Here is a 22,969-nt window from a genome sequence, read left to right on the forward strand (position 1 = left end):
GCGCAAGAGTGATCCACGAGGTGGACGAGGTCCTCAAGAGCCTCCTCGCCGGCGGGGCGTTGACGGGATCGGGCATCGACGTGTCCTTCGAGGCACCCACCCGTGACTGGGCGGCCCGGCGCAACGCACCGTCCGTCAACGCCTACTTGTACGACATCCGCGAGGACGTGGCCCGTCGGCAGCGCGGTCAGACGGCGGTGCGCGACGAGAACGACATCGTGGTGCGGCGCCGCCAGCCACCGCGCTGGTTCCGGCTGTCGTACCTGGTGACGGCGTGGACGAAGACCCCGCAGGACGAACACCGGCTGCTGTCCGCCGTACTCGCGACCCTGCTGCCCCGCGAGATCCTGTCGCCCTCCGAACTCCCCGGCTCCCTGCGGGCGCTGGGCCTGTCGGTGCCGCTGACGGTGGCCGGCATCCAGACGGAGTCCCGCTCCCTCGCCGAGATCTGGTCCGCCCTGGGCGGCGAGCTCAAGCCGTCCCTGGACCTGGTGGTGACCGCGCCCTTCCCCGCCTTCCCGGAGTACGACGCCGGGCCTCCGGTCACCGAGGGCGCGACCGTCCGGGTGCGCGACCTGGCCGACGACACGACGGAGCCCACCGGGCGCTCCCACCGCCCCCATCAGGTCGAGGCCGCCCGCGCCGCCCGCGCCGCCGCCCGCAAGAACCCGGCCGCCCGCCCCGCGGACCCCCGGTGACCGCCCCCCACACCACCTCCGGCGCCCCCGCCCACGCCCTCCTCGCCCGGCTGGCCGTGCTGCGGGAGCGGGTGACCGCGCTGGTCGAACGGCGTGCCGCGGGCGATCCCACCGCCGACGACCCGCTGCGGGGCCTCTACCTGTCCGAGGAGGCGGTACGGCACCTGCTGCGGACCTGGCCGCCCACGGCCACCGGCGACGACGTCCCCGGGGAGGACCCCGGCCTCGGCTCCGGCCTCGGCGCCGGCCCGGCCACCGACCAGGGCAGGCAGACGACCGACGACCGGACGAGCGACGGCCGCACCGCCGACCGGCTGGCTTCCCTGGCAGCCCGGGCGGGTCTGACCGAGCTGGACGTCGCCGTGCTGCTCGCCGCCCTCGCCCCCGACGTCGACCGCACCTTCGAGCCGCTCTACGGCTACCTCAACGACGACGTGAGCCGCCGCCGGCCCACCGTCGGCCTCGCCCTCGACCTGTGCGCCGTACCCGCGCACGATGCGGCGGCCCGCGCCCGGCTGCACGCCTCGGCACCGCTGCGTGCCCTCGGCCTGCTGGAGGTCGAGGAGCCGGAACGCCCGTTCCTGACCCGTTCGCTGAGCGTCCCCGACCGGCTGATCGGCCACCTCCTCGGCGACGACACCCCGGACGCCGCCCTGCTCGGCCGCCTGCACCCGATGCCGGAGCCGCTGCCCGCCGACGCCGCCGCCGAGGATTTCGCGCACCGGCTCGCCACCCGCCTCCTGGCCGGCCCGCACACCGTCCACCTGCGGGAACAGCGCGAGGGCGACGGCCTGGCCGCCATCGCCTCCGCCCTGCGCCTGGCGGGGCTCGACGCGCTGCACTGCCCGGAGCCCGGGGACCACGTCCCCGAGCTGCTGCGGGAGGCCCGCCTCGGCGGCCGGGTGATCGTCGTGCCGCGCCTGCCCGAACAGCCCGGCCCGCTGGTGCGGGCGCTGACCGCGGCGAGCGACGTGACCGTGCTGCTGACCGACCCCCGCCCCTACGACCCGCACTGGTCGCCGGACGACCCCCTCATCCTGGAGGCGCCGTCCCGCCGGGCCGGCGGAACGGCCGCCTGGCGGGCCGCCCTGGGCACGGACGCCGACGCCTTCGACCTGGCCGCCACCGTCGCCCCGTACCGCCTCGGCGGCGACCGCGTCCGGCGGGCCGCCGAGGCCGCCCGCGCCCTCGCCGCCTTCGACGGCGGCCCGGTCACCGCCGACCACGTCCGGCTCGCCGCCCGCCGCCAGTCGGCGTCGGGCCTGGAGAGCCACGCCCGGCGCATCCGACCCGCCGTGGACTGGAACGATCTGGTCCTGCCCGACAAGCCCCTCACCCAGCTGCGCGAACTCGCCCTGCGCGCCCGCCACCGCGACCGCGTGCTCGGCGACTGGCGGCTCAGCGCGGGCGGCGGGCGCGGCCGGGGTGTGCTCGGCCTGTTCGCGGGCGAGTCCGGCACCGGCAAGACCCTGTCGGCCGAGGTGGTCGCGGCCGACCTGGGCCTGGACCTCTACGTCGTCCAGTTGTCGTCGATCGTCGACAAGTACGTCGGCGAGACCGAGAAGAACCTGGAACGGATCTTCACCGAGGCCGACCGCACCGACGCCGTCCTCCTCTTCGACGAGGCCGACGCGGTCTTCGGCAAGCGCTCCGAGGTCAAGGACTCGCACGACCGGTACGCCAACATGGAGAGCGCCTACCTGCTCCAGCGGCTGGAGTCCTTCGACGGCATCGCGCTGCTGACCACCAACCTGCGCGCCAACATCGACGAGGCGTTCACCCGGCGCCTGGACCTGGTGGTCGACTTCCCGTTCCCGGACCCGGGGCAGCGGCTGGCGCTGTGGCGGCACGGCCTGACCCACGTACCGTCCGCCGACGGCATCGACCCGGAGCCGCTGGCCCGGGACTTCGAGCTGGCCGGCGGTTCGATCCGCAGCGCGGTGGTCACCGCCGCCTACCTGGCCGCCGGACGCGGCGGGACGGTGACGGCGGACGACCTCCTGGAGGGCGCCCGCCGTGAGTACCGCAAGGCCGGGCGGCTGGTGCCCGGCGAAGGCGGCTGGTGACCGTCAGACCCCGGGCGCAGCCGCGGCGACCGTCGCCGTCAGTCCTTCTTCACCGGGACGATCTCCCACTCCTGGTCGTCGGTGTTGGTGCAGGTGTAGATCGTCAGCCGGGCGAAGAGGCCGCCGCCGTCGGCGTTGCTCACGTCCAGGCACCTGTTCTCGCTGACGACGTTGCGGATCCAGTAGGCGCCGCTGGGCTGCTTGTCGATCCACCAGAGCTGGTTGTCGGCGAGCGTGCCGTCGCAGTGGAACTCGGCAACGGGCGTCGTGATGGGGCGGGCGCCGAACTCGCCCAGGTCCATGCAGAGCTTGTCCTTGACGTTCCGGATCTGGAAGAGGGCCGCGCCGCCGGGGCCGCCCTTCTCGTCCTTCACCTCGAGGTCCCAGATCTGGTTGTCCCCGTCGGTGTCGTCGCAGACGGCCTGCTGGACCGGGCCGTTGATCTCCCCCTGCTCCCGACCGGGGAGTTCGGCGCACATGCCGGTGGTGGCGTTGCGCAGCAGGACGTTCCGGGCGGGCACCACCGGCTTCGGCGGCGCGGGCTTCTCGGACTCGCCGCCGCCACCGCCGCCGCCTCCGCCACCGCCGCCGTCGTTCTTCGGCTCCTCGGAGGCCGGCTGCTCGGGTGCGACCGGTTGCTCGGCAGTCGCCCCGGGCGCGCTGGGCAGGGTCTCGGCCGACGCGCTGGGACTGGGCGCGAGGGCGGCACCGGCCTGCTCGACCTGCTCGGTGGCACTGCTGCGGACCTGCGGCTTGTACGCGATCCAGATCATCACGAAGGCGATGGACAGCGCGAGCGCGAACCCGAAGAACGTCGCCAGCCAACGCGGCAGGAACCCCCGCTGGACGTACGTCCCCTCCACCTCCGTCGGATCGACCCCCGAACGCCGCACCGCCAAGGTGAACGGCCGCTCCTCCTTCGACCCGAACCAGATCACCTGCCGCGGCTTCAACGTCGTCTCCACGAACGCCGCACGGCCCGGCTCGATCTGCACGTTCCCCGGACGGATCTCGTACGACAGGTGGTCCCCGGTATCACTCCCCGATACCGACGCCGTCACCTTCGTATTGCCCAGGTTGTCCACCGCCAGCCGCGGCCGTCCCCGGAACCGCCCCTTCACCGTCGGCGGCACCAACTCGGCCCGCACCTCGGTGAACGGCGTGATCGTCAGATTCCCCTCCGGGACCGTCACCGCCTCCGGGTGCTCCGTCGGCGTGATCCGCACCGCGTACGGATTCGGCCCCGCCACCGCGTCGGACGTACGCGGCGGCGCGAAGGTCAGCTCCACCGTCCCCGTCGTACCGGGATAGAGCCTGAGCGTCTGCGGCTCGACCGTCGTCCAGGGCGCCACATCCCCCACCGGCTCGAACCGGTACTCGTCCACCACATCGCCGGTGTTGCGCACTCGCAGCCGCACCCGCGTACTGCTGCCGGGATCGACGGTGACGGACGCGGGCTCCAGGGAAGTCCAAAGGCTCACACCTCGACGCTAGGGCGCCGTCGGCCTCCCGTCAGGAGCCGCCGGGGCAGACCCCGGTGCCCCGGCGGACCGGTGGAGCGGCCAGGGGGTCACGACGTGGGCGCCGCGAAGAGGGCGTTGAAGTACATCCGTCCGACGCGCTCCTGGATCTTCACCCGCCGTTGCTTCTTCGCGAAACCGCGCCCCTCCTCCTCGTCGTACTTGCTGTTGCCCAGTTCGGCCGTGATGGCCTCCAGCAGTTGCTGCTGCCCGGCATCACCGCTGGTCCGCACGTGGTTCACCAGCGCGGTCCAGGGGTTGGCCAGGTTCACGCCCTCCTGGGCGGCCCGCGCGCGTACGGCACTGGGGATGGTGTTGTCGGCGCTCGTGTACTCGGTACGCAGCTGACCCGTCAGCGCGTTCTCGTTCACCAGGATGTTGTGGTACTCGACCAGGGCGCGGCGGCCGCCGGCCATGTTGACGTCGAAGCCTTCCTGGTGCTGCTTCAGGTGCCCCATCTCGTGCTGGATGGTCTGCGCGACCGTGTAGCCGCCCTCGGCGACGCTGTTCGTCAGGATGATCCCGTACTGCGCCAGGTAGCCGCCGCCACCGGCCTGCGCCACCACCTCGCTGGCCGGCGTACTGCCGTCGTGCCAGTCGTTGACCTGCTGGACGGTCAGCTCCTTGTCGGCCGCGCTCAGGCCGACGACGCAGCCGTCCGGGTACTTCCCGAAGGGCACGTCGGCCCGGACACCGGGCGGCACCTCGACGATCTTGACGGCGCGGGTGATTCCCAGCGTCTCCGTCGCCGACGCGATCAGCGCGGTGTCCAGAGCCCGCTGCACCACGGCCTTCGTCGCCCCCGTACTGCGCTGCACGGCGCCGTCCCGCTCGCCCCCGTGAGCCGCGACGGCCCGCTGTGCCACCACGGACGGTGCGGTGCTCGCGCCCGCCTCGAAGGCGGCGCCGTCGGTCTCCGCGGCGCGTTCGGAGTCCTGGCCCGGGTCGGTGACGGTGACGCCCGCGCCGTTGTCGTTGCCGGTCTCGCGGACGCCGCGGAGGTTCTTGTCGAGGTGGCTGGCCTCGTGCGCCAGGATCCTGGTGTTCCCGACCGCCGACGGGCCGAGGAAGATGTCCTTCCCGACGGTCATGGCCTGGGCGCCCAGGGCCGCGGTCGCACGCTGGGCCGTGGGGTTGTCGTGCACGCGGCCCTCGGAGAGCCGGTCGTTGCGGTAGAACGACTTGGCCTGGCTGAGGAAGGCCCCCGGGAGCGGACTGCTCGGCGTGGCCTTGGCGGCTTCGAGGAGGCCGCGCTGGTTCTCCGGGGCCGTGTCCATGGCCGCTCCGTGTTCGCACCCCGGACCGTGTTCGTGCCGGGCGGCTTCCCGCTGCACCGGAGCCGGGTGTCCGCACCCGGGTCCGTGCTGGTGCCGTCCGGCCTCGACGGTCCGTGCCACGGCCGCGTTCCCCGCCGCGTGCTGGAGGTCGAGCATCCGCTGGACCGGCGCGCTCGGCGGGACCACGGGGCGGGTTGGTTCCCGTTCGTCGGACCTTCGGCTCCGCGTTCCGTGCGCGCGCACGATGCTCCCTTCGACACCGGACGGTTGACCACCCAGCTTCACCCGAGCACCCCACCGCCGACAGGTCCACGAGGGCAACTCCCGGTGCAGAAGGACGTGCACGGGACGCGGGGGGACGGGAGCGTGGATCGACGGTGTCGCGTTCCGTGGGGTCGCCTGCCCCAACAGGCACAGCCGGGGGCAGAGTCGGTGCCCCCACTCCGACCCCCGGGGCCGTTTCGGCGGGCGCAACGCGCGCGCGAGGGTGAGGGGCGTCGTGTCTCGTACCCCGAGGAGAGCAGAGCATGCCGTCCTACCTGTCGCCCGGCGTCTACGTCGAGGAGGTGGCCAGCGGCTCGCGCCCGATCGAGGGGGTGGGCACCTCGGTCGCGGCCTTCGTCGGGCTCGCGCCGACCGGCCCGCTGAACGAGCCCACGCTGGTCACCAACTGGACGCAGTACGTCGCGGCGTTCGGTGACTTCACCGACGGGTACTACCTCGCGCACTCCGTCTACGGGTTCTTCAACAACGGCGGCAGTGCCGCGTACGTCGTCCGGGTCGGCGGCTCCGCCGAGGACGCCGCCGGTGAGGGCTCGGCCGCCGCGCCCGCCGCGGTCACGGGCTCGGCCGCCCCCGCCGCCCTCCCCACTTCCGCCGTCCTCGAGCCCAGCCGCAGCTCGGGACCTTCGCCGTGACGGCCACCGCCGCCGGCCAGCACGGCCCGCTCTCCGTCGAGGTCGCCGACCCCGAGGGCGAGGGCCCCGCCGAGCGCTTCAAGCTGATCGTCAAGGACGGCGACAAGCCCGTCGAGACCTTCGACGTGAGCGCCAAGAAGGGCAACCGCGCCTACGTCGTCACCCAGGTCAAGGAGCGCTCCAAGCTCATCACCGTGACGGAGGCCGCGCCGTCCGCGCAGCTGGCCCGCCCGGAGAACCAGACCATCGCCCTTCCCGCGCCGCCCGCCGCCCCGGTGGACAAGGCCGCCCCGGCCGCCGCGCCGGCCGAGGTCTCGCACCCCGGCCCCGCGCAGTACCTCGGCGACTCCGCCGACCGCACCGGCTTCGGCGGCCTGGAGGCCGTGGACGAGGTGTCCATGGTCGCGGTGCCCGACCTGATGGCCGCCTACCAGCGCGGCGCGATCGACCTGGAGGCCGTCAAGGCCGTCCAGCTCGGTCTGATCGCCCACTGCGAGCTGATGGGCGACCGCGTCGCCGTCATCGACCCGCCGCCCGGCCTGAACGCCCGCCAGATACGCGTCTGGCGCCAGGAGACGGCCGGCTACGACTCCAAGTACGCGGCCCTGTACTACCCCTGGATCAAGACCTTCGACCCGGCGTCCGGCCAGTCCCGGATGATCCCGCCGAGCGGCCACGTCGCCGGCATCTGGGCCCGCAACGACTCCGAGCGCGGCGTGCACAAGGCCCCCGCCAACGAGGTCGTCCGCGGCGCCGTCGACCTCGAACTCCAGATCACCCGCGGCGAGCAGGACCTGCTCAACCCGATCGGCGTCAACTGCATCCGCGCCTTCCCGGGCCGCGGCATCCGCGTCTGGGGCGCCCGCACCCTCTCCTCCGACCCGGCGTGGCGCTACCTGAACATCCGCCGGTACTTCAACTACCTGGAGGAGTCGATCCTGATCGGCACCCAGTGGGTGGTCTTCGAGCCGAACGACCACAACCTCTGGGCCCGCATCCGCCGCAACGTCTCGGCGTTCCTGGTCAACGAGTGGCGCAACGGCGCCCTGTTCGGCCAGAGCCCCGAGCAGGCGTACTACGTCAAGTGCGACGAGGAGACCAACCCGCCGGAGTCCGTCGACCTCGGCCGGGTCATCTGCGAGATCGGCATCGCGCCGGTCAAGCCCGCCGAGTTCGTGATCTTCCGGCTGGCCCAGTTCTCCAGCGGCAGCGGGGAGCTGGAGGAGTAGGCGCCGCGCCCGCCTCCTCCCCGTACGTCCCCTCCCCTCCTCCCTAGAAGGACAGCGAACACATGAGTCTCCAGCCGGGTGACGCCCTCACTTCACACAACTTCGGCCTCCAGATCGACGGTGTGATGGTCGAGTACCTCGCCGAGGTCAGCGGCCTCACCCTCGAACAGGACGTCATCACCTACCAGCAGAACAGCGCGCAGGGCCGGGCCGAGGTGGCGCTGCTGCCGGGCGTCCAGAAGAACGGCCAGTGCACCGTCGTGCGCGGCATGACCCAGTCGGCGTCGTTCACCCAGTGGATCAACGACTCGATCCGCGGCCAGATGAGCACGGCCCGGAAGAACGCGTCGATCATCATGATGGACTTCCAGGACAACCCGGTGAAGCGGTACAACCTGCGCAACGCCTGGTGCAGCAAGATCGACACGAGCACGGTGAAGGCGGGCGAGGCGGCGGCCCTGACCGAGACCGTCACCATCGTGTTCGAAGAACTGGTCATCGAGTAATGCGGCGTACGGCTGCCAAGGCACCCGCCGCGGCACCACCCCAGACTGCGGCGGCGGGAGCGGACTTCCCCCGTTCGGCTCCCGCCGCCGCGCCGACTCAGGCGCCGGCCGACCCGGCGCCCCGCCGGGAACTGGTCACCGAGTTCCCCTTCGAGCTGCCGCGCGGCTACGTCGACGAGTCGGGCACCGTCCACCGGGACGGTGTGATGCGCCTGTCGACGGCACGGGACGAACTGGTCCCGCTGCGCGACGTGCGCGTGCAGGAGAACCCCGCGTACCTGTCGGTGGTGCTGCTCGGCCGGGTCATCACCCGGCTGGGCACGCTGACGATGGTGCACGACGGGATCGTGGAGAACATGTTCGCCTCCGACCTGGCGTTCCTCCAGGACTTCTACCGCCAGATCAACGCGGAGGGGCACACCCGCGCGGCCGTGCAGTGCCCGCACTGCTCGGAACCCTTCGAGGTGGAACTCGGCGGGAGCCGCCTGGGGGAATCGTGACGTACGCGACCGACCGGCTGCACGAGGAGATCGCGTACGTCGCCTACCACTTCCACTGGGGCCTGGACGCGATCCTGGACCTGGAGCACCAGGACCGGCGCCGGTACACGGAGCAGATCGCGTCCCTCGTGACGCGCGGCGCGGCGGAGGGCTGATCGGTGGGATTCCTGGACCGGCTGCGGGGACGCGACGGCGGCACCGGCAAGGGTGACGGCGGGGCGGGTTCCGCGGGCCCCGCCGCGGGTGCGAGCACGACCGGGCCCGGGGGCGCGGGCGCGTCGGCCGGGGTGGACGTGCCCGGCGGGACGGGTCCGTCGGGTGCGGTGGCCGCCGCCGCGTGGACGTCCCTGCCGCCGATCCAGCGGGCGACGGGTGCCGGCCGGACCGGCGTCGCGGACTCCGGGTTCGGCGGGCGGCTGCCGACGTGGCAGAACCCGTCGTTCAGCGCGGCACCGTCCCCCGCGGTCCTGGACCCGGCGGCCGGCCACGGCCTGCTCTCGGGCGCGTTCGCCGAACCTGCACGGCCCGCCACGGGCCCCGAACGCCCCTCGCGGGGCCTGCCGTCGGCGTCCCCGGGCGGTGAACCGGCGGTGCGGCGGATGCCGGTCGCGCCGCTGCGGGCGATACCACCGGGGGAGGGTTCGGGGACGGCCACGTCCGCGTCGTCGGCGCCGGTACCGGGTGCGACCACTGCGCCCGTGGGGCGCGGGCAGTCCCCGTCGGCCGCCGCGACGCCCGTGCCGTCCCCGGTTCCGCTTCCGCCGGTCCAGCGGTCGCGCTCCGCGGGGCCGTCGGCGCCCGCAGTGCCCTCGGCGCCCTCGGCTCCGGTGGGTGCGGTGGCGCGGGGTGCCCACGGCGTCCGTGCGACGCCCGTGCCGCCCGCCGCGTCCCGGGCGCGGGAATCCCTCACCAAGGCACCGTCCGTTCCGGCGGCCGTGCAGCGCCGGGCCCTGCCCGCGAGCCGCCGGGCGACCGGTGCCGTGTCCGGCTCTCCGGGGGCGGGGACTGGGGCGTCGTCACCGGACGGCGACCGAGGAGATCCCGGCGCCGCTTCGGCCTCTGCGTCCTCTTCAGCCCCGGTCGCCCTTGCGTCTCCTTCGGCCGCGGATGCCCCTTCGTCCTCTCCGACGCCGCCGGCCCCTGCGACCTCTTCAGCCCCGGTCACATCTGCCGGCCGTTCCGTGCCCGGGACGGGAGCGTCCGGTGGCCGTCCGGTCGCGCCGGCCGGGGCGCCCGTCCAGCGTGCGGCGGGCTCATCCGATCCTTCGCCCGCACGGCCGACGGACACCGCCGGACCCCGGGGGGCAGCCGCGTCCCCGGGCGGACCGGCGGGCGGCGCTCCGGTGCCTGGCGTCGCGTCACGGCGCGGCTCCGCCTCCGGTTCCGGATCCGAGTCCGCTTCCGGCTCCGAGTCCGCCTCCGCCTCCGGCTCCGGCTCCGGCTCCGGGTCCGGGTCCGGGCACAGTGCCCCGGCGCCCGGCGCGCCGGTCCAGCGAGTCGTGAGCCGGCGGGGCGTGACACCCGTGTCCGGCGGCACCCCGGCACCGGTCACCGACGCGGCCGGTGACCGGGCGACGAGCACTCCCGTCGCCGACGCCCCGGTGCAACGGGCTACGCCCGGCTCGCGTACGGGCACGTCCGGCGCCCGGAGCACGGCCACACCGAGCGGCGGTACACCGACACGGCACGCGACACCCGACTCCCGCACGAGCGCCACCGGCGACCCCAACCCGACCGCACCGAGCGCCGGTACGCCCGTACGGCGAACGACGCCCGGCCCTCGCACAGGTGCGCCCGACGTCCGGAGCACGGCCGCATCGGCCACCGGTACGCCGACACCCGCCACGCCGGTCCAGCGGGCCGTACCCGCCTCCGGCCACGGCGGCACCACGACCGGCGTCCCGGCCCAGCAGCCCACGCCCGTCACCCGCGCACCCTCGTCCCCCCCTGGCGGTGCGTCACCCACCACGCCGGTCCAGCGGGCGGTGCCCGCCTCCGGCCCCACGCAGGCCGCCGACGGTACGTCCACCGGAAACGCGGGCGCACGAGCGGCGTCCCCGCACACCCGCCCCTCCGGTGCCGCCGGCCGAGCAACGCCCGCCCCCGCCCGCCCACCGGCGACGAGCACCCCCGTACAGCGGTCCACACCCGGGAACGACCGTCCGACCGCGGCCCCCGGCACGCGCGACGACGATCACGGCGCCGGTGCGCCCCCTCGCGGGACCGGCGGCGCGGCGACCGGCGCGGCACCCGGCCGCCCCCTGCCTCCGGTCCAGCGAGCCGTGTCCCGCGGCACCCCGGCACCGGACCCGTCCGCGCCCGCCACCACCGGCCTGCCCCCGGCGGCCCCCGCCGCCAAGGGGCGCCCCGGCACCACCGCACCCACCTCGCCGCAGACCGTCCACGGCATGACCGGGCCGCAGCCGTCCTCAACCCCTCCTCCGGCGAACCGCTCCCTCGACGCGGCCGACACCACGCCCCCCGTCCAGCGACGCACGTCGGCGACCCGCCCCCCGGACGCGTCGCGACCCTCGACTCCCGGCCAGGCCACTCACACCCGGCACACGGCGACGCCCCGCACCACGGCACCTCACCCGTCCGCCGGCCCGTCCGCCGCGCCCCCGGTGCAGCGCTCCACCGACCGCACCGCCACCCCCGGCACCACGCCGACTCCCGCGCGGCCGTCGTTCCCGAGCGCCACCGAGGGGACCTCCCGTCCCCTCACCCGACCGGGAACCGAAACGGCCACCACCCGACACCCCGTCGGCACCGGCACCGGCACCAGCACCAGCACCGACGCCGTACGCCCGCCCCACCCCAGCGCCACGCCCCGCCCCGGCATCGGCACCGGCATCGGCACCCCCAGCGCCGTACCCCCGATCCAGCGCAGCACCGCCGCACCACGCGCGGGCCTCGGCGCACCCACCTCCAAACCCGCCGACGCCCGTCCGACCCCGGCCTCACCCGCGCCCCCGGCCCCGGCCACGTCGCCCGAGCCCGCGACCCCCACACACCCGGCCCCAGCCTCTGCCCCCGCCCCCGCCTCCCTCCCCACCGGCCGACGCCGCTCCCCCCTCGGCGCCCCCCTGACCACGGCCCCGGCCGACAGCAAGCCCCTCGCCACCCCGGCCCCGACCACCACCACGCCGGTCCAGCGAGCCACCGCCCCGACCCCACCCACACCCGTGCCCCCGCCCTCGGCGTCCCTCCCCGGCGCCCCCACCCTCCCGCCGGGCGGACGCACCCCCCTGCCGACCACAGCAGCACCCGCACCCACGCCACCGGCCCCGGCCCCGGCCCCCCACGCACCCAGCGCCCCCACACACCCGCCGGTCCAGCGAGCCACCACCCCCGCCTGGCCCGCACCCGCGGCCCCCGGCCCCGCCACGCCCCACACCGCGCCCGTCCAGCGGACCACCGCACCGACGCCGGCACCCCCCACCACCTCACGCGTCCCCACACCCGCACCGGCACCCACCACACCGGCACCCGCACCGGCACCCGCGCCGACACCCAGCGCTCCCACTCCCCCCACTCACCGCACCCCCGTCCAGCGCACCCCCGTCAAGCCCGTGCCCCTGCGCCGGTCCGGCCCCCCGGACGCGACCGCCGTCCGCGCCCCGCTGCCCGTGGCGCCCCTCACCCCGCCCCCGGCGGCCCCGCACCCGCCGCTCCACCCCACCGGCGCCTCCGTGACGCCCCCCGCGGCCACCACCCCCGCGCACCCGGTCCAGCGCATCCCCGTCCGCGCCCCCGGCCGCACCATCGGCGCCCTCGCCGCCGCCGCGTCGGCGACCGTGGCCTCCACCCTGGGACACTTCCGGTCGCCCTCGTCCCAGCAGTCACCCGCGCAGGCGCCCCCGCACCCGCCGTCGAACACCCCACCGCCGCCCTACGAACCGCCCCCCTCCTACAGCGCGGCCACGACCCCGCCCGGCGGCCACCCGCCCCACACCCCGGCCGCCCGGGAGACGGACCCGCCGCCCGCGTACACGGCGGTCCCCGCGGGCGGGTTCGACCCGCGCGAGCTCACCGACTTCCAGCTCGACGAGCTGGTGCACCGCATCATCGGCCGCGTGACCCGCCTGGTCCGCACCGAACTGCGCATGGACCGCGAACGCGTCGGCAGACTCCGCGACCCCCGCGCCTGACCGGACACCGGTCGACCCTCGCGCCCCACGGCTCGCCCAACCGACAGAAAGGCCACCCCCGATGCCCCGCCAGGACCCGGGCTCCACGATCTGGTTCACCCTCACCATCGACGGCGAGAGCCTCGGCTACTTCAACGGGTGCGAAGGGCTGTCGTCCCAGGTGGAGATCGAGCAGCGCCAGGAGGGCGGCAACAACGGGTTCGTGTGGCAACTGCCCACCCGCGTCTCGTACTCCAACATCCGGCTGACCCGGCCCCTCACCCCGGACACGGCCAAGGTCGCCAAGTGGATCTCGTCCGTGCAGACCGGCATCAAGCGTCCCACCGCACAGATATCGGCGCTGCGCGCGGACGGCTCGCTGGTCGCCCGCTGGGGCCTGATCGAGGTGCTGCCCGTCAGCTGGCAGGGCCCCAGCCTCGACCCCGCGAGCCCGGCCGTGGCCACGGAGGTCCTGGAGATCGCCCACCACGGGTTCACGGACTGACGGCGCCCCGCAGCAGAGGGACAGAAAGGGAAGAGACCATGGCAAAGAGCGGCAAGGGCGCCGGCAAGAGCCTCGTACGCGCCAACCTCGCCATCCACGAACCGCCCACCGGCACGACCACCACGCCCGGCGCGCTGATGCGCAGGTTCGGCTTCGAGTTCAACCCGGCGCAGCTGTCCCTCACCCAGCGCGCCCAGTGGAAGGCGACGCCGACCATGGCCGTGCGGGACGGCTCCAAGCCGGAGTTCATGGGCGCCGACCCGCGGGAGATGACGCTGGAGATCTTCCTGGACTCCTCGATGAAGCCCAACGGCAACACCGTGATGAAGAAGGTCGAGTCGCTGCTGCTGTGCTGCGAGGTGACCGCCAAGAGCATCGCCGCCAAGCAGCCCTCGCCGCCCTGGGTGGTCTTCGAGTGGGGCTCGTTCTCCACGGCCCGGTTCACCGCGTACGTCTCCTCCGTGGAGGCGCAGTACAGCCTCTTCGGCACCACCGGTGTCCCGATCCGCGCCACCTGCCAGGTGTCCCTCGTGGAGATCCCCGGCCCGACCCAGGGCCAGAACCCGACGTCCGGCGCGCTCACCGCCCAGCGCGTGCACCGCGTCGTCGCCGGGGACTCCCTGCAGTCGCTGGCGTGGAGCGAGTACGGCAGCGCGAGCGCGTGGCGGGCGATCGCCGAGGCCAACGGCATCGACGACCCGTCCCGCTTGCCGACCGGCACCGAACTCATGCTGCCCGCCACCGAGGAGGTGCCTCACTGATGGTGCGCCCCGCGTTCTCCAGCATCGTCGAGGTCAAGATCGGCGGCGCGAAACTGCCGTCCGACATCGCGCCCATGCTCGTGGAGGGCTGGGTCGACCAGGGCGTCGGCGTGCCCGCGGCGTTCCGCCTCACCTTCCGCGACCCCTACCGTCTGGTCCTGGGCAAGCTGAACGTGCAGTTCGGCACCAAGATCGTCATCACGCCGATCGCCGACGGGCAGGGCATCGGCAACCCGTTGCTGACCGGCGAGGTCACCGGCCTGGAGGCCGACTACGACGGCACCGGCAGCTTCACCGTCATCCGCGGGTACGACTACGGGCACCGCATGATGCGCCAGCGCCGGGTGGCCGCGTACCGCAACCAGAAGGCGTCCGACATCGCCCGCAAGCTCGCCGCGATGGACGGCGTGTCCATCGGCCGCATCCAGCCGACGAAGGGCATGTACGGGTTCATCAGCCAGTCCAACGTCACCGACTGGGACTTCCTGTCCCGGCTCGCCGACGAGAACAACATGGTCATGTCCCTGGACGCCAAGGGGAAGTTCCGCTTCGTGACGCCCAAGCCGTCGGCGGGGGCGCCCTCGCCGCAGACGGACGGCGACAAGAGCACCTTCGTCCTCCAGGCCGGCCACGACATCCTGCGGCTGCGGGCCGCCGTCACCGCCGCCGACCAGGTCGGCAAGGTCGAGTCGCGCGGCTGGAACGTCACGACGAAGAAGAAGATCACCGAGGTCGCGCCCGCCACCACCGACCCCGGCATCAGCATCGGCTCGACACCCGGCCAGGCCGCCGGGAAGTTCAAGCCCGCCAAGCTCGTCGAGACCGCCAGCCCCTACGACAAGCAGGACGAGGTCCGGCACGCCGCCCAGGCCCTCGCCGCCGACGTCACCTCCTCCTTCGCCGAGCTGGAGGTCGCCGTCTACGGCAACCCCGACCTCAGGCCCGGCGTCCCCGTGGCCCTCTCCGACGTCGGCAAGCCCTTCGAGGGCAAGTACACCGTCACCTCGGTGCGCCACGTCTTCGGCGACGGCAAGCACTACGAGTCCTGGATCACCGTCAGCGGACGCCAGTGGCGTTCCCTGTACGGGCTGGCCTCGGGCGGCGGCGGGGGCGTGGACGCCGCGAGCGCGGCCCGGCTGCCCAGCGTCGCCAACGCCATCGTCACCGACGTACAGGACCCGCTGAAGCAGGGCAGGGTCAAGCTCCAGTTCCCGTGGCTGGACGACACCTATGTCAGCGACTGGGCGCGCACCGTGCAGCTGGGCGGCAAGGGCGGCGGCGGGGTCTTCCCCATGGACGTCGGCGACGAGGTGCTGGTCGGCTTCGACCGGGGCGCGCTGGACCACCCGTTCGTCATCGGCGGCCTCTACAACGGGCGGGACCTGCCGACCAAGGTCTCCGACGTGCCGCTGCACGACGGGCTCAAGAAGCAGGCCGCCCGGCACACCCTGTCCGACCGCCAGGGCAACCGCGTCGACCTGCTCAGCCAGCGCACCGGCGGCCGCAAGCAGGGCGTGCGGATCGCCAGCGGCAACGACAAGCTGATCATCAACCTGGACCGTACCCAGACCGAGATCACCGTCGACAGCAAGGGCTCGGTCAGCATCACCGGCAGCCGCTCGGTGTCGGTGGAGGCGGGCACCAGCCTCACCCTGCGCGGGCGCAGCTCCGTGATGATCGACAGCGGCGGCCCGCTCACCCTCAAGGGCAAGGCGCTGGTCAGCCTCACCTCGCTGGGCGGGGCCGTCAACGTCAACGCGATGGGCGGCGCCATGAACCTGTCGTCGAGCGGCATGACCTCGATCAACGCCACCGGGATGGTGTCGGTCAACGCCGTGGCCAACGTGAACATCAAGGGCATCAAGGTCGATCTCTTCGGTGCCGTGTTCGTCAACACCGTGAAGTACCCGCTCCCCGCATGACCGGACGACGACCGCCGTACCGGCCCGCCGGGCCCACGGCGCGTACAGGAAAACGAAGGCAGGTGGCCCACTGATGGCCGAACAGTTCGTCGGCTCCGGCTGGGCGTTCCCCATGCGCATCGGGCCCACCGGCGGCATCGCCCTGGTCAGCGGCGAGCGCGAGGTCGAGGAGGCGATCCGGCTCGTCCTCGCCACCGCGCCCGGCGAGCGGCCGATGCGCCCCGAGTTCGGCTGCGCCATCCACGACCTGGTCTTCGCCCCGGTCAACGAGCAGACCGCGGGCCGCATCCAGCACGAGGTGTACGCCAGCCTCGACCGCTGGGAGCCGCGCATCGAGGTCCACGAGGTCGACGTCAGCACCGGCACCGACCAGAGCGTCCTCTACATCGACGTCCGCTACTCGATCCGCGGCACCAACAACCCGCGCAGCCTCGTCTTCCCGTTCTACGTCATCCCCTCCCACGACGAGCCGGACCTCCCCGGCGGCTCCGCCGGACCGGCCGGTACATCCGGTCCCGGCGGCCCCGCCGGCCTCCCGGGCTCTCCCGAAAGCGACCGCTGATGTCCCTGCCCTCCCCTAACCTCGACGACCGCCGCTTCCAGCAGTTCGTCGACGACGCCAAGCGCTACATCCAGCAGCGCGCCCCGGAGTGGACCGACCACAACGTCTCCGACCCCGGCGTCACCCTCGTCGAGACGGTCGCCCACATGGCCGACCAGATCGTCTACCGCCTCAACCGGGTCCCCGAGAAGAACCACCTGGCCTTCCTCGACCTGGTCGGCATCACCCTCTTCCCGCCCTCCGCCGCCCGCACGGACGTCACGTTCTGGCTGTCCGCGCCCCAGGAGGACGCGATCCTGGTCCCGTCCGGGGCGGAGGTCGCCACCCTGCGCACCGAGCGGGACGACGCCGTCGTCTTCGCCACCGAACGCGACCTGGTCGTCGTACCGTGCGCGCTCGGCCACCTGGTGGTGCAGCACCGCGGCGAACCCGTCACCGACCGCACCACGGACCTCGCCGAGGGCAAGGACCTCATGTGCTTCGCCGAGGCCCCGCAGCCCGGCGACTGCATGCTCATCGGCCTCACCGCCGCCACCCCCGACTGCGCCCTCGCCCTGGAACTCGACAGCCGCGTCGACGGCGTCGGCGTCGACCCCCGCCAGCCGCCGCTGGTCTGGGAGGCGTGGACGGAGGACGGCTGGCAGCCCTGCGAGGTGGACCAGGACGGCACCGGCGGCCTCAACCGCCCCGGCGACATCGTCCTCCACGTCCCCGGCGGGCACGTCCTGTCCCGCAACGGCGGCCACGAGGCGGGCTGGATACGCTGCCGGGTCACCGACCCGCTGCCCGGCCAGCCCTTCTACACCACCTCCCCCACCATCCGCTCAGCCGAGGCGTACACCATCGGCGGCACCACCCGCGCCGTGCACGCCGAGACCGTCCACGACGAGGCCCTCGGCGAGTCCACCGGCCTGCCCGGCCAGCGCCTGCGCCTCGCCCACGCGCCCGTCGTCGCCGACGACCCGCCGCTGCTCCTCCAGACCGCCGCCGGGGACGGCTGGCAGGACTGGCAGGTCGTCCCGCACTTCGCGGCCTCCGGCCCCGACGACCACCACGTCACCCTCGACGCCGCCACCGGCGAGATCGCCTTCGGCCCGTCCGTCCGCGAACCCGACGGCACCCTGCGCCAGTACGGGACGGTCGCCCCCAAGGGCGCCGTGATCCGCGCCCGCCGCTACCGCACCGGCGGCGGCAGGGCGGGCAACGTGGCGCGCGGCGCCGTACAGGTGCTGCGCACCTCCATCCCGTACGTCTCCGAGGTCGTCAACCGCGAGGCCGCGCGCGGCGGAGTCGACGGCGAGACCGTCGAGGAGGCCAAGCTCCGGGCGCCGATCACCCTGCGCGCCCAGGAACGCGCCGTCACCTTGCGGGACTACGAGGAACTGGCCCGCCGCGCCGCCCCCGAGACCGCCCGCATCACCTGCCTGGAGGGCGAGGAGGGCGAGCACGGCGCCTACGCGGTCCGCGTCCTGGTCGTCCCCCAGGCCGTCCCCGACCCGGGCGGCCGGCTCCGCTTCGAGCAACTCGTCCCCGGCGACGCCCTCCTGGCCCGCATCACCCGCCACCTCGACGAACGCCGCCTCATCGGCACCCGCCTCGCCGTCGGTCCGCCCTACTACCAGGGCGTCACCGTCGTCGCGACCGTCCACGCCTTCCGCGGCGTCGACACCGACCGGGTGCGCCGCCAGGCCCACGACGCCCTCTACCGCCACCTCGACCCGCTCACCGGCGGCGCCGACGGCAAGGGCTGGCCCTTCGGCCGCCCCGTGCAGACCGGCGAGGTCTTCGCGGTGCTGCAACGCGTCCCCGGCGTCGAACTCGTCGACGAGGTCGTCCTGCACCCCGCCGACCCCCTCACCGGCAAGCGCGGCGACCCCACCGACCGCATCGACCTCCAACCGCCCTCGCTGGTCTTCTCCTTCGACCACCGCGTCCGCGTGATCGGGGACGGCACGTGACGACGACGCCCTACCGGGGCTCCGTCGACGGCCTCGGCTCCTCCCTGCCCCTGGGCACGATGCTGCCCGCCGTCTTCGCCGACGACGACCTCGCCCAGCGGTTCGTCGGCGGCCTCGACGACGTCCTCGCGCCCATCCTCAACGTCCTCGACTGCTTGGACACCTATTTCGACCCGGCCCTCACCCCGGCCGACTTCGCCCAGTGGCTCGGCACCTGGGTCGGCGCCGAGACCGAGGGCACCGAACCCGAGCCCCGGCTGCGCGCCGCCGTCGCCGCCGCCGCCCGCCTGCACCGCGTACGGGGCACCCGGCAGGGCCTGGCGGAGGCCGTACGGCTCGCGTTCGGCGCCGAGCCGGACATCACCGAGAGCGGCGGCGCCGCGTGGAACGCCCGTCCGCTCGGCCCGTTCCCCGGCACCCCGCGCCCGCACCTCCACGTCGCCCTCCGGCTGCCCGACCCGACCCCGGCCGACCGGCACCGCCTGGACGCCCTCGTCGCGGCGGCCCGCCCGGCCCACATGCCCTACACCGTCGAAGTGACCGCCTCCGAAAGGACCCCGGAGAGATGACCACGCAGAACTGCGCCGAGTGCGGAACGCGCGCGGCACCGGGCCAGTCCTTCTGCGACGCGTGCGGCGCCGTACTCCGCTGGGAACAGTCCGGCGCCGCCCGCGCCGGCCGCCCCGCCGCATCCTCCTCGTCCGGGCAGAACCCCGGCTGGGACGCGTTCGACCGCCCGGGCCCCGGCGGCACGGGCGTGCCCCCGGCCCGACCCGCCCTCGCGGACCGGACCCCCACCGGCACCGGCCCGGACACCGACGCCCCGGACGGACGGCCGACCGCACCCGCCGGCCCCGGACAGCCGCACGCCGACGGCCCCTCACCCGCCCCGAGCGCGCACACCGGCACGGGTACGGTGTCCGGTCCGGACACGACCCCGACAGCGGGGACGACCCCGGGCACGGTGCCGCAGACGCCCCCGGCACCGAGCACGGGAACCGCCGGCACCACGGAGCCCCACCACAGCGCTGCCCCGCACCACAGCGCGGAGCCCCTCGCCACCGGCGCACCCGCGAGCACCGCCGCACCGGCAGCGGGCGCCACGGCACCCACCGGCGCGGACACCGTCAGCGCCGCACGCGCGGCGAGGGCCGCACGGGCCGCCAGGACCGCGCGAGTGGCCGCAGGCGCCGCGGGAACCACGGGAACGGCCACCACCGCCGCACCCACCGGCCCCACCGGAGCCTCAGGAACCACCTGGCCCACCGGACCAGCCGAAACGACTGCACCGCCTGCACCGCCTGCACCGACCGCACCGAGCACCCCGACCGCCTCCGCCGAAGCGTCCGCTCCCTCCGGGCCCACCCAGCCCGGCACCACGACCGCCCCTCACCCCTCCGGGACCGCCCACACCGACGCCACGGGCCCCCGCTCCCCCTCCACCGCCTCCACCCCCTCCGCACCCTCCTGGTCGGCCGGCGCCGCCGCCACGCCCCCGGTGACCCCGGGAGCCACGCCGCCCCCCGCCCCCGCCGAAACGCATCCCACCCCCGCACCTCCCCGAGCAGAAGGCCAACCCCCCACGGCCCCCACCGCCCCAACCACCGGCGACACGGAGGACACCACCCCCACCGCCCCCATCCCGCCCACCGCCCCCGAGCCCGCTCCCGCCCCGAACGCGCTCAGCGACACCATGAACCACCGCGCGCGCTCCCTCCTCGTCCCCGTCGCGGACCCGGAGACGCCCGCCCCCGCCCCGCCCCCCGCGGTCGCCCCGGTGCTGCCCGGCCGCCCTGACGCCGACCGGCCCCAGGTGCGCGCCCCCGGCCACCAGCCGGACATCGCCAACGGGCCTCCGTGCCCCTGGTGTTCCACGCCCAACCGCCCCGACCGCCACTACTGCGCACGCTGCGCCATGCCCCTGGAGCGCACCGGCGAGGGCGAACCCCGCCCCGCCCCGTGGTGGCGCCGCCTCTTCGGCGGCCGGCGCAACGAGACCCCCTGGGCGGGCGACCGGCCGCGCCTGCGCCGCGTGTTCGACCGCATCGGCACCTGGATCACCCTGGCCGTCGTCATCACCCTGGTGGTCCTCGGCTTCGTGTACATCCCCGACGGCGTCCAGGCCACCCGCGACCACTTCGCCAAGCGCGCCCCGGTCTCCCCCGACCGCATCACGGCCTCGCGCTCCTTCACCGGCCACAAGCCGGAACTCCTCATCGACAAGCGCAGCAACACGTGGTGGGGCCCGGGCATCTCGCAGTCCGGCCAGGGCCAGTGGGTCGAGGTCAGCTTCACCGAGCCGACCCGGCTGCTGGACCTGATCATCACCCCGGGCACCTCCACCAAGCCCGACCAGCTCAACCAGTCGGCCCTCCCGCACCGCGTCGAAGCGACCATCACCAAGAAGGACGGCAGCACCACGACCCGCGACCTCACCCTCGACCAGGGCGCCGGCGGCCAGCGCCGCCCCTTCCGCGTCGGCGAGGTCACCAAGGTCCGCTTCACCATCGAGTCGGCGCACGCGGCCTCCGAGAACAAGCAGGTCGCCATCGCGGAGATCGAGTTCTTCGGCCCCTCCAGCGCGAACCGCACCTGACCGGCCCGCCCGGCACCACAGCGAGAGGCCCCCGCCCGGCACCGGGCGGGGGCCTCTTGCGCCGAATGGACGCCGTACCGTGCGCCCGCGACCGGCCGACCGGAGCCTGAGCCCATGCCCACCCCCACAGCACGCGTGATATCCACCGCTGCCCTGCTGTCCACCGCGACCCTGCTCTCCTGCTCCCTGGCGGCCTGCGCGCCGACGGCACGGGACGCCGGCCGGGGAGCCGACGGCGGCACGGCGACAAGCGCCCGGCAGCCCGAGAACCGCTTCCGGCAGCAGACCCTGAACTGGCGGGACTGCCCCGCCCCGAGCCCCGTCCAGGGCGGCGGCGAGGCCCCCGACGCGCTCCCGGACGGCACCCGCTGGCAGTGCGCCACCATGCGGGCACCCCTGGACTGGGACAAGCCGAACGGCAAGACGCTGGGCATCGAACTGATCCGGGCCCGCTCCACCGCCGACGCCGACGACCGGATCGGCTCCCTGCTCTTCAACTTCGGCGGCCCCGGCGGCTCCGGAGTCACCACCCTGCCCGCCCTCGCCACCGACTACGAGAAGCTCCGCTCCCGCTACGACCTCGTGAGCTTCGACCCGCGCGGCGTCGGCAACAGCCGGGGCGTGCGCTGCCTGGACCCCGACGAGGCGGAAGAGGCCGAGGAGGAGGTGGACCAGGCCCCCGACGACGGCACCGACGAGACCGACGCGCTGGTCGAACTCACCGAACTGACGGCCGCGGCGTGCGAGAAGAACTCCGGCGACGTCCTCCCGTACGTCGGCACCACCGAAGCCGCCCGCGACCTGGACCTGATGCGACAGGTCCTCGGCGACGAGAAGCTCCACTACTTCGGGATCTCGTACGGAACCCAACTCGGCGGCGTGTACGCCCACCTGTTCCCCGAGAACGTCGGCCGGGCCGTCCTGGACGGCGTCGTCGACCCCACCCAGGACATGATGGAGGGGGCCCTCGGCCAGGCCGCCGGATTCCAGCTCGCCTTCGAACACTTCGCCCAGTGGTGCGTCGAGCAGCGCTGCACGCTCGGCGAGGACGTCGAAGCGATCGTGGACGCCGCCGTGGACCTCGAGGCGGACCTCGACGAGACCCCGCTGCCCACCTCGGACGGCGGCGAACTCGACGGCGACGAGGTGCTCGCCGCCCTCACCGGTTCGCTCTACAGCGAGTCGTTCTGGCCCGCGCTCCTGGTCGGCCTGGAGGCGGTGACCGGCGGCGACGGCGACGTCCTGGCGGACCTGGCGGAGGCCATCGGGCAGCACGGCTCCGGCGGCGGCCCCGACGACGACACGACCGACGACGACCCCACGGACGAAAGCAACGAGAACGACGCCTTCCGGGCCATCACCTGCGACGACTCCAGCGACCGCTACACCGTGGCCGACGTGGAGCGAAGGATGCCCGAGTTCACCAAGGCCTCACCCCTGTTCGGCCCGGGCCTCGCGTGGAGCGCCCTCTCCTGCGCCGGCTGGCCGGTGCCAGGCGAGGCGAAGCACCCCGAGGTGAGCGCACTGGGCGCACCGCCGATCCTGCTGGTCGGCAACACCGGCGACCCCGCCACCCCCTACGAGGGCGCCGCCCGCATGGCCGAGCAGCTCGGCGAGGACGTCGGCCACGAGCTCACCTACCGCGGCGAGGGCCACGGCGCCTTCGACAGCGGCAACCCGTGCGTACGCGACGCCGTCCACACGTACCTGCTCGACGGCAAGCTCCCGAAGCCCGGCACGGTCTGCGATCCGGAACCACTGCCGGAGGGCAAGTAGGTCCCCAAGCAGGTGAGGGCCCTGCCGTCCCATCGACGGCAGGGCC

The 22,969-nt window shown here is 74.4% G+C and carries 15 protein-coding genes and 2 pseudogenes; 15 read left to right on the plus strand and 2 right to left on the minus strand.

Annotated elements, in window-relative coordinates; translation table 11 throughout:
• Positions 1–8: 8 nt before the first annotated feature.
• On the plus strand, positions 9–698 hold the full coding sequence (locus ACLIN4_RS15830) for a DUF4255 domain-containing protein (RefSeq protein ID WP_289908094.1): 690 nt from the start codon (positions 9–11) through the stop codon (positions 696–698).
• Positions 695–2,764 (plus strand): ATP-binding protein, encoded by a 2,070-nt coding sequence (locus ACLIN4_RS15835; RefSeq protein ID WP_307652600.1) that lies wholly within the window; start codon positions 695–697, stop codon positions 2,762–2,764. The genes ACLIN4_RS15830 and ACLIN4_RS15835 overlap by 4 nt, the downstream gene beginning before the upstream one ends.
• Positions 2,765–2,802: 38 nt before the next feature.
• Here ACLIN4_RS15835 and ACLIN4_RS15840 read toward each other — a convergent pair whose 3' ends face one another.
• Positions 2,803–4,245 carry an RICIN domain-containing protein gene (locus ACLIN4_RS15840; protein WP_107480148.1) on the minus strand — a complete coding sequence of 481 codons (1,443 nt, stop codon included), beginning with the start codon at positions 4,243–4,245 and terminating at the stop codon, positions 2,803–2,805.
• Between the two features lie 89 nt (positions 4,246–4,334).
• The gene (locus tag ACLIN4_RS15845) at positions 4,335–5,561 is read right to left on the minus strand and encodes a DUF4157 domain-containing protein (protein ID WP_411575919.1); all 1,227 of its coding nucleotides are present in this window, start codon (positions 5,559–5,561) and stop codon (positions 4,335–4,337) included.
• Positions 5,562–6,088: 527 nt separating this feature from the next.
• On the opposite strand from ACLIN4_RS15845, the pseudogene ACLIN4_RS15850 reads away from it, so the two are divergent.
• The 13 genes and pseudogenes from ACLIN4_RS15850 (at position 6,089) to ACLIN4_RS15910 (ending at position 22,923) form a co-directional block, all read left to right on the plus strand.
• Positions 6,089–7,707, plus strand: a pseudogene (locus ACLIN4_RS15850) (phage tail sheath subtilisin-like domain-containing protein).
• Positions 7,708–7,769: 62 nt separating this feature from the next.
• Positions 7,770–8,213: a phage tail protein gene (locus ACLIN4_RS15855; RefSeq protein WP_019326684.1), complete on the plus strand. Its 444-nt coding sequence runs from the start codon at positions 7,770–7,772 to the stop codon at positions 8,211–8,213.
• Entirely contained in the window at positions 8,213–8,713 is a 501-nt protein-coding gene (locus ACLIN4_RS15860) for a hypothetical protein (protein ID WP_289908089.1), read from the plus strand. The genes ACLIN4_RS15855 and ACLIN4_RS15860 overlap by 1 nt, the downstream gene beginning before the upstream one ends.
• Positions 8,710–8,868 carry a DUF6760 family protein gene (locus ACLIN4_RS15865; RefSeq protein WP_019326686.1) on the plus strand — a complete coding sequence of 53 codons (159 nt, stop codon included), beginning with the start codon at positions 8,710–8,712 and terminating at the stop codon, positions 8,866–8,868. Before ACLIN4_RS15860 ends, ACLIN4_RS15865 begins: the two co-directional genes overlap by 4 nt.
• Before the next feature lie 2,127 nt (positions 8,869–10,995).
• Positions 10,996–12,864, plus strand: a complete 1,869-nt coding sequence (locus ACLIN4_RS15870; RefSeq protein ID WP_411575920.1) for a hypothetical protein — start codon at positions 10,996–10,998, stop codon at positions 12,862–12,864.
• Between the two features lie 61 nt (positions 12,865–12,925).
• A complete protein-coding gene (locus tag ACLIN4_RS15875) occupies positions 12,926–13,348 on the plus strand; it encodes a phage tail protein (protein ID WP_100049521.1) in 423 nt (140 codons plus the stop codon).
• Between the two features lie 38 nt (positions 13,349–13,386).
• Complete coding sequence (locus ACLIN4_RS15880) at positions 13,387–14,109, plus strand: LysM peptidoglycan-binding domain-containing protein (protein WP_100049522.1); 723 nt, start codon at positions 13,387–13,389, stop codon at positions 14,107–14,109.
• Positions 14,109–16,031 carry a VgrG-related protein gene (locus tag ACLIN4_RS15885; RefSeq protein WP_107480194.1) on the plus strand — a complete coding sequence of 641 codons (1,923 nt, stop codon included), beginning with the start codon at positions 14,109–14,111 and terminating at the stop codon, positions 16,029–16,031. Before ACLIN4_RS15880 ends, ACLIN4_RS15885 begins: the two co-directional genes overlap by 1 nt.
• Before the next feature lie 73 nt (positions 16,032–16,104).
• A complete protein-coding gene (locus ACLIN4_RS15890) occupies positions 16,105–16,593 on the plus strand; it encodes a GPW/gp25 family protein (RefSeq protein ID WP_100049524.1) in 489 nt (162 codons plus the stop codon).
• Complete coding sequence (locus tag ACLIN4_RS15895; RefSeq protein ID WP_289908086.1) at positions 16,593–18,551, plus strand: putative baseplate assembly protein; 1,959 nt, start codon at positions 16,593–16,595, stop codon at positions 18,549–18,551. Before ACLIN4_RS15890 ends, ACLIN4_RS15895 begins: the two co-directional genes overlap by 1 nt.
• A gap of 59 nt (positions 18,552–18,610) precedes the next feature.
• Positions 18,611–19,120 carry a phage tail protein gene (locus ACLIN4_RS15900; protein ID WP_289908164.1) on the plus strand — a complete coding sequence of 170 codons (510 nt, stop codon included), beginning with the start codon at positions 18,611–18,613 and terminating at the stop codon, positions 19,118–19,120.
• Between the two features lie 908 nt (positions 19,121–20,028).
• Positions 20,029–21,147 (plus strand): annotated as a pseudogene (locus ACLIN4_RS15905) (NADase-type glycan-binding domain-containing protein); the annotation flags it as partial.
• A 114-nt stretch (positions 21,148–21,261) separates the two neighbouring features.
• Positions 21,262–22,923 carry an alpha/beta hydrolase gene (locus ACLIN4_RS15910; protein WP_411575921.1) on the plus strand — a complete coding sequence of 554 codons (1,662 nt, stop codon included), beginning with the start codon at positions 21,262–21,264 and terminating at the stop codon, positions 22,921–22,923.
• Positions 22,924–22,969: the final 46 nt, after the last annotated feature.

Source organism: Streptomyces mutabilis (assembly GCF_046628145.1).
Taxonomy (GTDB): Bacteria; Actinomycetota; Actinomycetes; order Streptomycetales; family Streptomycetaceae; genus Streptomyces; species Streptomyces mutabilis.

Coding starts and splice junctions, on each gene's coding strand:
- ACLIN4_RS15845 (WP_411575919.1), bottom strand. CDS start 5,561: ATGGACACGGCCCCGGAGAACCAGCGCGGCCTCCTCGAAGCCGCCAAG.
- ACLIN4_RS15855 (WP_019326684.1), top strand. CDS start 7,770: ATGAGTCTCCAGCCGGGTGACGCCCTCACTTCACACAACTTCGGCCTC.
- ACLIN4_RS15860 (WP_289908089.1), top strand. CDS start 8,213: ATGCGGCGTACGGCTGCCAAGGCACCCGCCGCGGCACCACCCCAGACT.
- ACLIN4_RS15875 (WP_100049521.1), top strand. CDS start 12,926: ATGCCCCGCCAGGACCCGGGCTCCACGATCTGGTTCACCCTCACCATC.
- ACLIN4_RS15880 (WP_100049522.1), top strand. CDS start 13,387: ATGGCAAAGAGCGGCAAGGGCGCCGGCAAGAGCCTCGTACGCGCCAAC.
- ACLIN4_RS15885 (WP_107480194.1), top strand. CDS start 14,109: ATGGTGCGCCCCGCGTTCTCCAGCATCGTCGAGGTCAAGATCGGCGGC.
- ACLIN4_RS15890 (WP_100049524.1), top strand. CDS start 16,105: ATGGCCGAACAGTTCGTCGGCTCCGGCTGGGCGTTCCCCATGCGCATC.
- ACLIN4_RS15895 (WP_289908086.1), top strand. CDS start 16,593: ATGTCCCTGCCCTCCCCTAACCTCGACGACCGCCGCTTCCAGCAGTTC.
- ACLIN4_RS15900 (WP_289908164.1), top strand. CDS start 18,611: ATGCTGCCCGCCGTCTTCGCCGACGACGACCTCGCCCAGCGGTTCGTC.
- ACLIN4_RS15910 (WP_411575921.1), top strand. CDS start 21,262: ATGCCCACCCCCACAGCACGCGTGATATCCACCGCTGCCCTGCTGTCC.